We start from the raw sequence: 13,595 nt of genomic DNA, 5'->3' as shown, positions 1-13,595 counted from the left end.
CTAGGCGGACAGGTCCAGCGAGTAGGTGGCCCAGGCGTCCGGATTTTCGCGCAGGGTGACGTCGATCCCTTGCAGGTGCCGGCCGTCGTCGTGGTTTTCAATCTTTCCCGCGACCTCCTGGGCGATGTACTGCGCCAGCGCCTCGGTGGTGCTGAGCCTGCCCGCAAAGTCCGGGTGCTCGTCCAGGTTGCGGTAGTTGAGCCCTGCCAGCACCTCCTCGATGACGGTTCCGGCGGCGCCGATGTCCAGGACAATTTCGTCGTCGTTCAACGTGTGCCGGCGGAACGAAACCTCAGCGACGAAGGTGGCCCCGTGCAGGGCCTGGGCCGGGCCAAAAGCCTCGCGGGGCAGGCTGTGGGCGATCATGAAGTGGCGGCGTACGGTCAGGCTGAACATGCGTTACCTCTGGTCTGTGGGATGGCTGGGGGCTGACTGCTGCGGTTCTGCGTTGTGTTGCGGGTATTCAATGACGTGGCACAGGGCCTCGATGGTGCCGTGGGCGAGGCCCTGCACCACCTCGGGCAGGTCCTGGAATGGCGACGACCCGGTGAGGAACGCATCGAACACCGGATCTTTCAGGAGGGACACCGCAAGCTCCAGGCGCTCCGCGTTGGTGCGGCGGTGGCGGCGGGCGCGGGCCACGACGCCCACCTGGCTGGCCCTGATGGACAGGCGCCTCGCGTGGAAGTCTTCGCCGAGCGGCAGGGTGACTTCGCGGTTGGCGTACCAGGACATCTCGATGACGTCCCCCTCATCGCCGGCCAGCTGCAGGCTTCTCTCCAGGCCTTCCTGCGAGGCTGAACAGTGGAAGACGATGTCACAGTCGGCCAGCGCGTCATCCGGGTGGGCGAAGTCGACGCCCAGCGCGTCCGCCAGGTTCTTCCGGCCTGGGTCCAGGTCCACCAGCTGGAGACGGGACAGGGGGAAAGTGCGCAGGAGGGTCGCCACCATGCCGCCCACCAGCCCTGCGCCGACCACCGCCACCCGGTCCCCCAGGCGCGGTCCGGCCTCCCACAGTGCGTTGACAGCAGTCTCCACGGTTCCAGTAAGGACTGCGCGTTGCGAAGGAACGTCGTCCGGGATCCGGGTCAGCTCGTTCACCGGGACCACGTAGCGGTCCTGGTGCGGGTTCAGGCAGAAGACCCGCTGGCCCTTCCATTCCTCCGGGCCCTCCTCCACCACGCCCACCGACAGGTAGCCGTACTTCACCGGACCCGGGAACTGCCCCTCCTGGTGGGGTGCCCGCATCTCCTGGGCCACCCTGGGCGGGACAGCGCCGCTGTGGACCACCATCTCCGTGCCTTTGCTGATACCGGAATAGAGGGCACACACCAGGGCTTCGCCGGGGCCGGGAGCCCGGAGCTCCTCCGGCAGGAGCTCCCCGTGTTCCCGGGCCGTGGTCCAGTAGGCGGTGGCGTGGACGGGGTTATTCGCATTAGTCATCTTGCTGATGAATCTAGCCGGACAGGAGCGGGCGGGGAAAGTCCGACGGCGGTTGGCGTCACCGTGCGCCGGTTGGCGGCGGTGTGCAGCCGTCCAGGCATGAGGTAATACGGCGGGCGGGGCACGCCACATGTGTTGTCAGCCTGACAGATATGCGACAACGGCATCCTCAAGGAGGCTTCGTTTCATCGGGAGGACTGCCGGTGGCAAAATTCCGGGCGGCAGGATTCCCTCGGGCAGACACGGTGGTTCCCGGTCGGGTTGCTCGGCGGGATATGTGCGGCCGGTGGGTGATTTCCAGCCGGGTGGTTCGTTTTTTGTTGCTTGGGTGGGTGTCCAGCCGCTGTTGTGTTTCAGGCGGTGATGCTTCGGGCAGAGTTGTGCCAGGTTGCTGATCCCGGTGGTTCCGCCGTGTTGCCACGCTTGGAGGTGGTCGGCTTCGTTGTCGAGGGCGTTGTTGTTGCAGCCGGGGAAGGTGCATTTGCCGTCCCGAAGGGTGAGGGCTTGTCGCATGGCTTTGGTGAGCCGGTAGCTGGTGCGGCCGATTTCCAGCGGGGCGCCGTCGCGTGGGTCGATGAGGACCCGGGTGAAGGAGTCGGCTCCGTCGGCGAGGAGTTTGCGGGCCATGGATGCGGGGATGGGGCCGTAGCCGTCGAGGATGGCCGGTTCGTCGGCTTGGCCTAACAGGGCGAACACGGGGACTGTAACGATGACGTCCGCCCGCGGGGTCGGAATCTTCCCGACCTCCGGGTCGCTGAGAAACGCGCAGGTTGGGGAATCCCCAAGGCTGCTGTCTCCATGGTCGCCGGCGCTGCTCGCCTCCAGGGACGCTGCCAGGGCGTCGGGGATGCCAAGGTCCGCAGCGGGCTCGTCAGAACCATCGAGCGCGGCAAGCCCGATGAAGTCTTTCGGGAACTGTCCCTGGCTGCCTTCCGTGTCCCCGCCGCCGGCCGGGGTGGCTATGCTCGGCCCGGTGCCGGTGCCGGCGTCTGTGGTGGTGGTGATGGCGTGGGCGGGGGCGAGGAGGCGGCGGGCAACTTCGTCGGCCTTGATTTGGGTGAGGGTGCGGGTTTCGTTGGGTCCTTGGAGGCCGCGGGCGATGGCCGTGGTTCTGTTCCAGGCCGCCAACGCGCTGTCGGCCGGGAGGTAGGCGGAGATCCAGGCCATGCCGTCCCGGTCAGGGGTGAATTCGACCCTCCGGTCCGCAACACCCTTGGCGTGCCGTTTCTCGATCGACTCCGGATGCTGCCGCTCCCGCCAGGCCCTGACCTTGGCCCGCAGCCGCGACGGCACAAGGTTCGCGGCGGGGCATCCGCGCGCAGGATTCGGAGCGTCCGGGTCCAAGAAATGGTCCGCGAGGGCTACGGCTGCGGGATGGTCCAGGGCCTCTGTTTCATCAGCGATGATCCTGGCGCCCTGCCACGACAACGCCCCTGAAAACAGGTTCCCGTAGACCGAGGGGAGGGAGCAGACCCGCCGGGACTGGGACAGGAACGCCCCTGCTGCCCCGGAGCTGATGGTCAGGACCCCGGCGATTTCTTCCACTGCCGATATTTCCGCGTACGTGCGGTCGTGAGTGGAGGCGTCGGGTGGTGTCATGGCCTGCTGCAGGTCGAAGGCCTCGGCCGAGTCCCGGGCTTTCAGTGCGGCGTTCTGGGCTTCCAGTGTCGACTCCACCTCCAGTCGCGCCAACCGAAGCCGATACAACCGCCCCATGACATCCACCACGGATTCGTCGGCATTCCCGTCTGCGGCCGTAGCCTCCAGTTCCTCCTCTTCGAGGAACAGCGCCTCGAGGGCAGCCATGGAGGACCGAATGCCCTCCATCGCTGACGCCGTGCGCGTGCCGGTTCCCATAAAGACATCCTCTAATGGGGGTATGACATTTTGGCAGGCAGCTCTGCACGGCTGCTCACCCCCGCCAGCTGCCCCAAAGGTCGCGGGGGTGAGCAGCCCTACCACCGGGGATCATCTCCCGTTTTGGGGATGTGCGCCCCGCTCCGGTACCCTATTGAGGTTGGTGACGTGTCCGAGCGGCCGAAGGTGCAACACTCGAAATGTTGTTTGGTGTAAAAGCCAACGTGGGTTCAAATCCCACCGTCACCGCCAGATGAGAAGGTCCCGGTTCCTTTGAGACAAAGGAACCGGGACCTTCTGCTTTCCTGGGTTCCAGTCCTGGGATGTCGCGGGTTCTGCATACTGGGCAGAAGGCTTCGAAAAGGATTGCGGGCTGCTTCTGCCAGCGGGATCATGGAACTGCACACCCTCCCGCCAGGCGCAGATTCGAAGTGGTTCACATGCCGGAACGCCATATCACCGTGCAGCGTCGAATGCCCGTTCCCGCCGATTCAGTGTGGGAGTTCTACTCCGATTTCCCGCATCTCGCCGAGCACTGGCACGGCCTCAGGGCAACCTGTGCCATTGGCGACCAGTCCAGCGGAGTGGGTGCCCGCCGGCGCGTCGAGCTCAAGCCCATGGGCACCATGGATGAAACCGTCACTGTCTGGGATAAAGGCCGCAGGATGGACACAGAGAATCATCCGAACGCGCTGGTTCCGTTCAAAAGTGCCAAGTCTTCACTCTCACTTGTAGCCGTGGACGACGGGACCTTGGCGACCTTCGATTACCGCTACGTCCCCCGCGGCGGCCCCATCGGCCGATTCACCGGGCCACTGATCGACAGGATGCTGAAAGCCACCTTCACCGACATGCTGGCCGCCAGCGAGAAGGCCGCCCGTGACGCCTCCGGCCGCGCCTGACGAACGTCCCCTGTGACACAACGCAAGAACGCCGGACACAGGGATTCATCCCCGCGCCCGGCGTCCCGGCCGCCAGCGCGATATCTAGAGCCGGGTGTCGAAGGACCCGCAGAACACGTTGTCGTTGAACGTCCCCTGGAACGCAGACTTGCCCTGGATCTTTTCGATGGCTGCCCGGATGGCCTCCCGTGAACCGGCGTGCGCGTGGATCGCCGTACGGACCATGGGCACGTCGATCAAATGGTTTGGCTGGTTCAGCGACACGAACACCGTGGGGACCTCCGTGGCATACCACGGGATCTCGGCCGCCATCGGTGAGGACCACTTGATCCGGATGGCCGCCTCCTGCGCGAAGCCTTTGACATTGGCAAACACGAAAGCGGCGTCGTACTTTTCCGGGTAGTCCCCCGTGGCTTCCTCTGCCAGGACGGTCATGAAGTTCACGTCCGCCTCCCCCGCAGCTTCACGCTGCTCGGCGGTCCGGAAGACATGGACTTCGAAACCGGCCGCCTCGAGTTCCTCCTTGACGGTGTCCAGGTAGGCCAGCGGATCGGCCCGGGTGAAGTCAGCACCGCCGGAGATGCCGTACAGCCGGATCCGCGGATGGGTTTCGGCGGTGATGGGCAGGTTTCCCGCAGTGTCCTTGACCAGGGTGACCGTCTTGTCCGCGACGTCGGCCGCAATGGCCCGGTGCGCCTCGGAACCAATGACGGACAGCGCCTCAACAGGCGGCACCAGCTCGTCCAAAGGCTTCCGGTGCAGCCCCAGCGAAGCCTTCAGCCCAAGGATCCGCCGCAGGGCATCGTGCAGCCGTTCCTCGCTGATAACGCCGGACTTGTACCCGTCCATCATGTAGCCAAAGTCCTCCGCAGGGTTGCGGAAGAACAGGAACATGTCGCAGCCCGCGGCAATGGTGGCAGGCACCAGGTCCTTGCGCTTCATCGCCTGCGTCAGGCCTACCATCAGCGACGCGTCGGTAAGGACCAACCCGTTGAAACCCAGCTCGCCGCGGAGCAGGTCCTGCAGCAGCTCGGGTGCGAGCGTGGCGGGCAGGATTTCGGAATCCGGCAGCCCCGGCCGGAAGTGCCGGGACAGCTCCGGCGCCCCGATGTGCCCCACCATGATGGACTGCACCCCGTGTGCGATCATCTCGCGGTACACGTGGCCGTAGGTCCGGTTCCACTCCTCATAACTGAACGTGTTGTAGGACGTCACCACATGCTGGTCACGCTCATCAACACCGTCGCCGGGAAAGTGCTTCATGGCGCAGACGGTGGGCGACTCGCTGATGCCGTCGAAGTACTCTTTTGCCCGCTCCACCACGATCTCCGGCGTATTGCCGAAGGATCGCGTGGAGATGACCGTATTCCGCCAGTTGTAGTGGATGTCCACGATGGGCGAGAACGCCCAGTTGCAGCCCAAAGCCGCGGTTTCGACGCCGGCCACCTGGCCCATCTGCCGGGCAATACCCTTGTCCGGGTGCGACCCCGCCTGCAGGTGCGTGGACACGAACGTGCCGTCGTCGCAGCTTCCGGCCCCGCCCATCTCCGGGTTGGAAGCCACCAGCAGCGGAATGCGCGACCTCGACTGGGCGTACCGGATGTGTTCCTGCACGGCCGCGGACGGACCCGGCCGGTAGCGCATGCCGCCCACGTGGTAGGTGTCCAGCACGCCATCGAGGTACTCCGGCGCGTAGCTGTTGTTGTGGTTGATGAAAAGCTGCCCGATCTTCTCCTCAAGCGTCATGGCACCGATGGTGCCTTCCACCCAGGCGATGGCGTCGTCGTCGAGATTGAACGGCGGAGCAGCCAGGTGGACGCCGGGCTGCCGCGGCTTGGTGCCTGCCCGATCAGGGGCAGGGCGTACGACGGCGGCGAGGTTTGTCAGTGCCGCGGCCACAACGTCCGCGACGGGGGCGGCGATGTCGACGACGAATCCGGCTTCGTCGGCTTCGAGCGGTTCCAGCGTGGCGAGCTGGGAGTCCAGGAGTGCGGGCGGCATGAAGTGCCCCGTCCGCCCTTCGGTGCGGGCTTTCAGGACTTCCTTGATTCCGTGCAGGTGCAGGAAGACGGTGTCCGGGGCCTGTTCCCGGATGGCGTCGCGGTAGCTGCGGCGCAGCGCCGAGCAGGCGAGCACCAGCCCGCCGTCACCGGCTTGGGCCAGAGCGGCGCCGACGGTGGCGAGCCAGGGCCAGCGGTCGTCGTCGGTCAGCGGGGTGCCGGCCGCCATTTTGGCGACGTTTTCCACCGGGTGGAGCGAGTCGCCGTCGAGGAAGGGGACGCCGAGTTCGCGGGCGACAAGGTCGCCGATGGTCGTCTTGCCGCAGCCGGACACGCCCATCACCACCACACGGAGCTTGCCGGTTGTTGCAGGGTCGATCGTACTCACCAGTCATGCACCGTTCCGTCGACCAGGCGGTTGTAGGGCAGGTAGGCCTGCTGGTACGGGAACGCAGCCGCGGCTTCCTCGTTGAATTCGACGCCGATGCCGGGGTTGTCGCCGGGGTGCAGGTAGCCGTCCTTGAAGGTCATGGACTGGTGGAAGACCTCGTTGGTCTTGTCGGAGTGCTGCATGTATTCCTGGATGCCGTAGTTGTGGATGGCCAGGCCCACGTGCAGCTGCGCGGCGAACCCGACCGGGGAAATATCGGTGGGGCCGTGGCAGCCGGACTTGATCTGGTACTGCGCGGCGAAGTCCATGACCTTCTTCAACGGGGAGATCCCGCCGAAGTGGGTGGACGCGGCCCGGACGTAGTCGATCAGCTGTTCCTTGATCAGGGTCTGGTAGTCCCACACGGTGTTGAAGATCTCGCCGATGGCCAGCGGGGTGGTGGTGTGCTGGCGGACCAGGCGCAGGCCCTCCTGGTTCTCGGCCGGGGTGCAGTCCTCGAGCCAGAACAGGTCGTAGGGTTCCAGTGCCTTGCCGAGCTTTGCGGCCTGGATCGGGGTCATCCGGTGGTGCCCGTCGTGCAGCAGCGGGATCTCGGGGCCAAACTCGTTCCGGACCGCTTCAAACACGGTGGGCAGGTGCCGCAGGTAGGCGCGGGTGTCCCAGTCCTCCTCCACCGGGAACGCGCCCCGGCCGGCCGGTTCATAGTCGTACCGCTCCCCCGAGGCCTGCGCCTGGGCGGCGACACCGTAGACGGCCTTGATGCCCGGCACGGCGGTCTGGATCCGGATCGACTTGTAGCCCAGTTCCAGGTGCTCCCGCACCGAATCGAACAGCGACGGGATATCCGCGCCCGAGGCATGCCCATAGGCGCGCAGCCCGGTGCGCGACGCACCGCCCAGCAGCTGGTAGACGGGCATCCCGGCCAGTTTGCCCTTGATGTCCCACAATGCCATGTCCACCGCCGCGATGGCCGCCATGGTCACCGGGCCGCGGCGCCAGTACGAGGACCGGTACAGGAACTGCCACGTGTCCTCGATCCGGTGCGGGTCCTTGCCGATCAGCAGCTGCGCAACATGCTCCTTCAGGTACGCGGCGACGGCGAGCTCCCGACCGTTCAGGGTGGCGTCACCAATACCGGTCACACCATCCTCGGTGGTGATCCGCAGGGTAACGAAGTTACGGGACGGACTGGTCACGAAGACATCGGCGGCAACGATTTTCATGGAAATCAACTGTTCCTTCCGGAAGTGAAAGCGGGGGTCTAGGGACGTGTGGGAACGGCAGCAGCCGCCTTGTTGGCTGTAAGGGATCCGCAGAGCCCCTGCACCAGATCAACTATCGCGGCATCATTGCCGATGCTGGCGCTGACCAGGCGGAGCAGGGCCCGGACCCTTTCGCCGCCCTCCAGCGTGTTGGCCGCCTGGATTTCGGAAGCCAGCGGATCCTGGAAGTCCTGGGAGGTGGCGACATAATCGATCCAGGCGGCAAGCATGAGGGCGCTCCCGGCGCCGGTGCAGCCGGCAGCCCGTTCGGCCATCAGGACGGGCACGGCGCGCATCCGCAGCTTGGTGGTGGCATCTGCCGCGATCTGGGCCAGCCGATGGGCGATACGGGCGTTGCCGAACCGCTCCAGCAGGGCCTGCCGGTACTGCGGGATGGCCAGGCCATCAGCGTTCAAATGGTTTGCCGCCTCGTCCCAGAAATCCTCCACGGCTTTGCGGCACACCGGGTCGGCCAAGGCCTGGGCAACTGTGCTGTGACCGCGGAGCTGCCCGGCGTACGCCAGGAGCGAGTGCGAACCGTTAAGGAGCCACAGTTTGCGGTTTTCATAGGGCTCTATATCGTCAACGACGACGGCGCCAGCCTCCTCCCAGCGCGGGCGTCCGGCAGGAAAATCGCCGCTGAGGACCCAGTTCCGGAAGGGTTCGGCCACCACCGGCGAGCTGTCGCTGTAGCCGCATTGCTCTGCCACTTCTTCAATATCCTCAGCCGTGGTTCGTGGGGTGATCCTGTCCACGGAGGTGCTGACGAAGCTGACGTTCGTCCCGATCCACTCCCCGAGGCCCGTGCCCAAGGCGGCCGCCAGGCCCAGGACGGCGCGGCGGGCAACGTCGCCATTGGCCGATAGGTTGTCGCAGCTGACGACGGCGAGTGGTCCCCCGCCGCTGTCCCTCCGGCCCGCAAGGGCCAGCACCAATCGTCCCAACGGCGACCCAGGCACCCCTGTCCCCCCGGCTGCGATTGCCGACAGCGCACGGAGATCATCCGCGGCAGCCGGCGAGTCGGCGTCGAACGTCCCATCCGCTGCCAGCCCGTAGGCCGCCTCGGTGATGGTCAACATGACGACTGCCGTCTCACTGGCCGCAATCAGCTCGCAAAGCCTGTCCACATTGGCGCCGTCCACGGCTTCGACGATGCTGCCGATGACTTCGAAGCTGTCACCACCTGCTGACCGTTCAACCAGGGTATAGAGGCAGTCCTGCGTGGAAAGCGCCGTCGCCGCATCAGGGCGGCGACCGGTGAACGCTGCGATCCCCCACTCCGCCGCGTCCGATGCATGCTGGGTATACCAGGCCTGGTGCGAGCGGTGGAACGCACCCAACCCAAGGTGCACGATCCGCACCGGCGCCTTAGGCAGCGGCTTTAGGCTGCGATTCAATACAGGCGGCGCGGCACTCACAGCTTGAACACCCGCCGGGGAGAAGCATCCACGATGTCCATGATCAGTTCCTGGGCCCGTTCTTCGCTGATCCGGTGCTCGGCCACCAGGCGTGCCAGGAATGATGCCTCGATCCGCCGGGACGTATCATGCCGGGCAGGAATGGAGCAGAACGCCCGGGTGTCGTCGATGAAGCCCGAGGAGCGCGAGAAACCCGCCGTCTCCGTTACCGCCGACCGGAAGCGCAGCATTGCGTCGGGCGCATCCAGGAACCACCATGGTGCCCCCAGGAACACCGCCGGGTAGAACCCGGCCAGCGGCGCCAACTCCCGGGAGAACACCGTCTCGTCCAGGGTGAACAGCACCAGGTGGAAGTCCTTGGCCGTCCCGAAGTCCTGCAGCAGCGGCCGGATGGCCTCCGTGTAATTGACCGCAACCGGAATGTCATGCCCGGTATCGGCCCCGAAGGCCTCAAACGTGGGCCTGTGGTGGTTGCGGAACGAGCCTGGATGGATGGTCATCACCAGGCCGTCCTCTACCGACATCCTGGCCATCTGGTACAGCATGTGCGCCTCGAAGGCATCCCGTTCCCGGGGCCCTGCCTTGCCGGAGCGGCCGAGCTCGAAAAGCCGCTCCGCCTCGCCGTCGTCCAGCTTCAGCGTGGCAGGCGTGAACACGCCATGGTCAGCGGACACCGCCCCGCGCTCCACGAAGTGCCACCGCCGCGCCTCCAGCGCCTTGATATACCCGGCGTAACCGGTGGCGCCCTCCCCCGCGGCGCTGATGAGACGCTCCACGTTGTCCTGCCACGCCGGGTGCGCCATGTTCAGGTACTGGTCCGGCCGGAAGGTGGGCAGCACCCGGCCCGCAAAGGCAGGGTCCGCCTGCAGGGCTGCATGGCTGTCCAGGGAGTCCAGCGGGTCATCCGTGGTAGCCAGCACCTCGATGTTGAACTCCTTGAACAGCTCACGCGGGCGGAAACCGGGCTCGGAAAGCTTGGCCTGCAGGGCGTCGTATAGACGGTCCGCGTTGTCCGCGGTCGGCTCCTCCTGCAACCCGAACACGTGGGCGAACTCCTGCCGGATCCAGTACCCTGACGCGGTCCCCTCAAAGGCTGGCCAGGCTTCGCAGAAGTGCCGCCAAACCTGCCGGGAGCCGGCCGGTTGGCTGCCGAGGCCCAACTGGTCCATCGGCACCCCGCCGGCATGGATCAGCCGGGTGACGTAGTGATCCGGAGTGACCAAGAGGGCGGCGGGGTCCGGGAATGGGCTGTTCTGTTCGATGACGGCCGCGTCCACGTGACCGTGGGGGGAGATGATCGGCAGCCCCTCCACCTCTTTGTACAGTGACCGAGCGATGTCCCGGACACCGGGATCGGCCGGCAGCAGCCGATCCGGATGGTCCGCTATGAATTGGCCCATGGTTCAGCGCCTCCCTGCCGGGACGGAAAGCCCTGCCAGTTCCGCTACGGAACGGAGGTAGTCAAGGTTGTCCGCCGTCCGCTCGGCCAACGGCCGTTCGGTGGAAAAGTCCTCTACGGTCACCCACCCGTCATAGCCATGGGCGGCGAGCGCCTTGAAGTACTGCAACACGCTGCCTTGGCCCGAACGCAGGGGAGCCCACTCGTTCCGGTAGACAGCTGCGCCGGACTCGTCGGTTTCACCGCTGTTGACCCATACCGCGTTCTTCACGTGCACGTGGGCCAGATAGTCGCCCAGGAGCTCGAAGGCCGGGAGGTAGTCCTCCTGGCCTTCGATGAGCAGGTTGCCCAGGTCGTGGATGACTCCCACGTGCCGCGGATCCAGGCCGTCCAGCAGCCGGAGTGCTGACGACGCCGAGGCGGTGATGGTCCGGTGGTGCAGTTCCACGAGAGCCTTGACGCCATGGTGCGCTGCCCGTTGGGCGATCCATTCGAAATCGCGGCGGGCTCCATCAAAGAGCTCGGGGTAGGGCGTGCCACTGGCCGGTTCGCCGCCCCATGCCGCGGTTCCCAGCGCAGGTGTGGTCACCCGGACTCTTTCGGCGCCCAGCGTGGCGGTAGCGGCCAGCATACGGTCTACGTCCGCGTGGTTGTCACAGCGTGCGTACCCCCCTATGCCGGAGAATTCCAGCCCGGCACCGGAGGTGAGTGCGGCGATCCTTTCCAGCTGGTCTTCCATTCCGGTAAGCGGGACGGTGGCTTTGTTGCCGGCCCAGAAGCCTGGCTCTGCGGCGTCTGCCTGGTCCGTGATGCGCCACTCAATGCCGTCCCAGCCCTGGTCGGCCAGGTGCTGCACTGCTTCTTCGGGGGTCCATTGCGGGGTGGATGCGGTAAACACGGAAAACTTCATGGCTTTAGGCGCTTTCTGCCGCGGAGCTGCCGGTGCGGACTTCAAGGTCGTTGTACTTGCCGGCCAGGACGTCGTCGAAGAGGACGGGCTGGCCGAGGGTTGCTGAAACGTAGACTGAGCGCACCGCCGCGAGGGCATTGACGGCGTCACTAACGGTGACGCCGGCCTGCCTTCCGTCGGCAATGGCGGACAGGATATCGCGGTACTGCCGGACATGCCCGGCGGGGTAGACGGTGGGGTCCGCCGCTTTGTAGTCTTCCTCCGGATATCTGGCCCGTTCCTGTTCCGCCTGGTTGCCACCACCTTGGAGGCCCATGTCCGCCGATTCGCCGCCGGCGTCTTTGCTGTGGAAGTACTCCAGCCGGTCGTTGTCCACCACGGCGGATCCTTCGGATCCCATCAGCTGGACGCGGACTGTCAGGCCCGGGTAGGCCGCCGTGGTGGCGTGCAGGACTGCCAGTCCGCCGTTTTCAAAGGTGACGGTGGCCACCGCTGTGTCTTCCACCTCGATCCGTTCGTGGGCAAGCCGGGCGGTGTGTGCGTGGATCTCCACGGGGCGTCCCATGAACCACAGGAGCAGGTCCACGGTGTGGACGCCCTGGTTCATCAGCGCACCTCCGCCGTCCATGGACCACGTGCCGCGCCAGTCGCCGGAATCGTAATAGCCCTGGCTGCGCCACCAGGCAACGGAGGCGATGGCGGACGTGAGCCGGCCGAAGCGTCCTTTGGTGACGGCGTCGGCGACCGCGACGCTTGACTGGTCGAACCGGTGCTGGCTGATGACTGAAGCGACAATCCCTTTAGCCGCGGCCTCCTTGGCCGCGGCTTCTATTTCCTGGGCCCGGGTAAGGTCAACGTCAAGGGGCTTTTCGATCACCACGTGCTTGCCGGCAGCCAGGACCTCCAGGCCCTGCTGGATGTGGAGGCCGCTGGGGGTTGCCAGGGCCACGAGGTCGATGTCTTCGGCGGCGAATGCCTCCGCCAGCGTGGGGTATTGTGGCGGCCGCTCGCCGCCGTTCTTTTCAATGAAGTCTGCGAGGGATTCTGCTGCCGCCGGGATGGCGTCAACGAGGGCGGCAATGCGCACCTCCGGGAACTCCCTGAGGGCTACGGCGTGGGTCCGCCCGATGACTCCGCATCCGGTGATGGCTACGTTCAGGGTGCTCATGCCGTCTGGACTCCTGCTTCTGCGGTGACTTTTGCAAACGCGCGTGCTGCGATACCGAAGGCTGTGGGACCCGAGAATCCGCCGAGCCCGTGGGCGCCGGCAAGATGCGGCTCCAGGGAGGCGAAGCCCTCGTACCCGTCGTCTTTGAGTGCCTCTACGGTGCGGAGCACATCCCCGTCCCCTTCCCCGGCCGGAACCACATGCCCGTTCTCGAACAAAGCATCCTTGACCTGCAGGTACTCAAGGTGCGGGCGCAGTTTCGCATACCCCTCGTCGAAGGGCTTGACCCCCACCTGGACGAAGTTCGCGGCATCCCAGGCCACCTTCAGGGCCGGCGAATTGACGGTTTGGATGATGTCAAGGACCCTGTCGGGGACGTCGCCGAAGATGTCCTTTTCGTTCTCGTGCAGTAGTACGACGCCGGCTTCCTCCGCTACATCGGCCAGTGCCCGCATCCGCTCCATCACGGCGTCTCGGATGCTTTCCACCTGCACCGAACCGCCGTAGTAGAAGGAGAAGATGCGGATGTATTTGGCGCCCAGGACCGTGGCGGCATTCACTGCCCGCCGCAGCCGCTCCACTTCGTGCTGCACCGGGAGGGTGACGTCCACCTTGCCGATGGGGGAAGCGATAGCCGAGACCTTCATGCCTTTCTCCGCCAGCAGCGTCGCAAGGGACTGGAGCTGTTTATCGCTCAGGTCCACGATGTTGGTGCCCCACGCGCTGCGGACTTCGATGTGGTTGGCGCCGAGGGCCTGCAACACCGCAATCTGGACTGCGGGGTCGTCGTCGATTTCGTCTCCGAAGCCTGACAGCTGCCAGGTGACCTGAGTGCTGGAAACCAT

Annotated in this window: 11 protein-coding genes and 1 tRNA gene; 2 read left to right on the top strand and 10 right to left on the bottom strand. The window is 65.8% G+C overall.

What is annotated here, in order from left to right:
* From ACJJV6_RS11425 to ACJJV6_RS11415, 3 genes are all read right to left on the bottom strand, one after another.
* Nucleotides 1-396, bottom strand: coding sequence for a 6-carboxytetrahydropterin synthase (locus tag ACJJV6_RS11425; protein ID WP_009357337.1), 396 nt, complete (start codon nucleotides 394-396; stop codon nucleotides 1-3).
* Nucleotides 397-399: 3 nt separating this feature from the next.
* Nucleotides 400-1,443, bottom strand: coding sequence for a zinc-dependent alcohol dehydrogenase (locus ACJJV6_RS11420; protein ID WP_407708979.1), 1,044 nt, complete (start codon nucleotides 1,441-1,443; stop codon nucleotides 400-402).
* 138 nt (nucleotides 1,444-1,581) lie between these two features.
* A complete protein-coding gene (locus ACJJV6_RS11415) occupies nucleotides 1,582-3,300 on the bottom strand; it encodes a DUF222 domain-containing protein (RefSeq protein ID WP_407708978.1) in 1,719 nt (572 codons plus the stop codon).
* Between the two features lie 162 nt (nucleotides 3,301-3,462).
* Here ACJJV6_RS11415 and ACJJV6_RS11410 point away from each other — a divergent pair.
* Together ACJJV6_RS11410 and ACJJV6_RS11405 are read left to right on the top strand one after the other, a co-directional pair.
* Nucleotides 3,463-3,552: transfer RNA gene (locus ACJJV6_RS11410), tRNA-Ser, on the top strand.
* Nucleotides 3,553-3,740: 188 nt separating this feature from the next.
* Nucleotides 3,741-4,202: an SRPBCC family protein gene (locus ACJJV6_RS11405; RefSeq protein ID WP_407708977.1), complete on the top strand. Its 462-nt coding sequence runs from the start codon at nucleotides 3,741-3,743 to the stop codon at nucleotides 4,200-4,202.
* Between the two features lie 84 nt (nucleotides 4,203-4,286).
* Here the strand turns inward: ACJJV6_RS11405 and ACJJV6_RS11400 are convergent, their stop codons facing one another.
* The 7 genes from ACJJV6_RS11400 to ACJJV6_RS11370 are packed head-to-tail and all read right to left on the bottom strand — an operon-like array spanning nucleotide 4,287 to nucleotide 13,595.
* On the bottom strand, nucleotides 4,287-6,542 hold the full coding sequence (locus tag ACJJV6_RS11400) for a gluconokinase, GntK/IdnK-type (protein ID WP_407710497.1): 2,256 nt from the start codon (nucleotides 6,540-6,542) through the stop codon (nucleotides 4,287-4,289).
* A gap of 44 nt (nucleotides 6,543-6,586) precedes the next feature.
* On the bottom strand, nucleotides 6,587-7,816 hold the full coding sequence (gene manD / locus ACJJV6_RS11395; RefSeq protein WP_407708976.1) for a D-mannonate dehydratase ManD: 1,230 nt from the start codon (nucleotides 7,814-7,816) through the stop codon (nucleotides 6,587-6,589).
* A 38-nt stretch (nucleotides 7,817-7,854) separates the two neighbouring features.
* The gene (locus ACJJV6_RS11390) at nucleotides 7,855-9,273 is read right to left on the bottom strand and encodes a mannitol dehydrogenase family protein (RefSeq protein ID WP_407708975.1); all 1,419 of its coding nucleotides are present in this window, start codon (nucleotides 9,271-9,273) and stop codon (nucleotides 7,855-7,857) included.
* Complete coding sequence (uxaC, locus tag ACJJV6_RS11385) at nucleotides 9,270-10,673, bottom strand: glucuronate isomerase (RefSeq protein WP_407708974.1); 1,404 nt, start codon at nucleotides 10,671-10,673, stop codon at nucleotides 9,270-9,272. The genes ACJJV6_RS11390 and uxaC overlap by 4 nt, the downstream gene beginning before the upstream one ends.
* Nucleotides 10,674-10,676: 3 nt before the next feature.
* Entirely contained in the window at nucleotides 10,677-11,582 is a 906-nt protein-coding gene (locus ACJJV6_RS11380; RefSeq protein ID WP_009359082.1) for a sugar phosphate isomerase/epimerase, read from the bottom strand.
* Nucleotides 11,583-11,586: 4 nt separating this feature from the next.
* Nucleotides 11,587-12,750 carry a Gfo/Idh/MocA family protein gene (locus tag ACJJV6_RS11375; protein WP_407708973.1) on the bottom strand — a complete coding sequence of 388 codons (1,164 nt, stop codon included), beginning with the start codon at nucleotides 12,748-12,750 and terminating at the stop codon, nucleotides 11,587-11,589.
* Entirely contained in the window at nucleotides 12,747-13,595 is an 849-nt protein-coding gene (locus ACJJV6_RS11370; protein ID WP_407708972.1) for a sugar phosphate isomerase/epimerase family protein, read from the bottom strand. The genes ACJJV6_RS11375 and ACJJV6_RS11370 overlap by 4 nt, the downstream gene beginning before the upstream one ends.

This window comes from Arthrobacter nitrophenolicus, assembly GCF_045833485.1.
GTDB lineage: Bacteria > Actinomycetota > Actinomycetes > Actinomycetales > Micrococcaceae > Arthrobacter > Arthrobacter nitrophenolicus.
Note: the sequence above shows the minus strand (reverse complement) of the source record. Positions and strands in the feature narration are given on the sequence as shown.

What these genes read in the sequence shown, in the direction of transcription:
- ACJJV6_RS11425 (WP_009357337.1), bottom strand. Translation starts at nt 396, where the DNA reads ATGTTCAGCCTGACCGTACGCCGCCACTTCATGATCGCCCACAGCCTG.
- ACJJV6_RS11420 (WP_407708979.1), bottom strand. Translation starts at nt 1,443, where the DNA reads ATGACTAATGCGAATAACCCCGTCCACGCCACCGCCTACTGGACCACG.
- ACJJV6_RS11415 (WP_407708978.1), bottom strand. Translation starts at nt 3,300, where the DNA reads ATGGGAACCGGCACGCGCACGGCGTCAGCGATGGAGGGCATTCGGTCC.
- ACJJV6_RS11405 (WP_407708977.1), top strand. Translation starts at nt 3,741, where the DNA reads ATGCCGGAACGCCATATCACCGTGCAGCGTCGAATGCCCGTTCCCGCC.
- ACJJV6_RS11400 (WP_407710497.1), bottom strand. Translation starts at nt 6,542, where the DNA reads ATGGGCGTGTCCGGCTGCGGCAAGACGACCATCGGCGACCTTGTCGCC.
- manD (WP_407708976.1), bottom strand. Translation starts at nt 7,816, where the DNA reads ATGAAAATCGTTGCCGCCGATGTCTTCGTGACCAGTCCGTCCCGTAAC.
- uxaC (WP_407708974.1), bottom strand. Translation starts at nt 10,673, where the DNA reads ATGGGCCAATTCATAGCGGACCATCCGGATCGGCTGCTGCCGGCCGAT.
- ACJJV6_RS11380 (WP_009359082.1), bottom strand. Translation starts at nt 11,582, where the DNA reads ATGAAGTTTTCCGTGTTTACCGCATCCACCCCGCAATGGACCCCCGAA.
- ACJJV6_RS11375 (WP_407708973.1), bottom strand. Translation starts at nt 12,750, where the DNA reads ATGAGCACCCTGAACGTAGCCATCACCGGATGCGGAGTCATCGGGCGG.
- ACJJV6_RS11370 (WP_407708972.1), bottom strand. Translation starts at nt 13,595, where the DNA reads ATGGTTTCCAGCACTCAGGTCACCTGGCAGCTGTCAGGCTTCGGAGAC.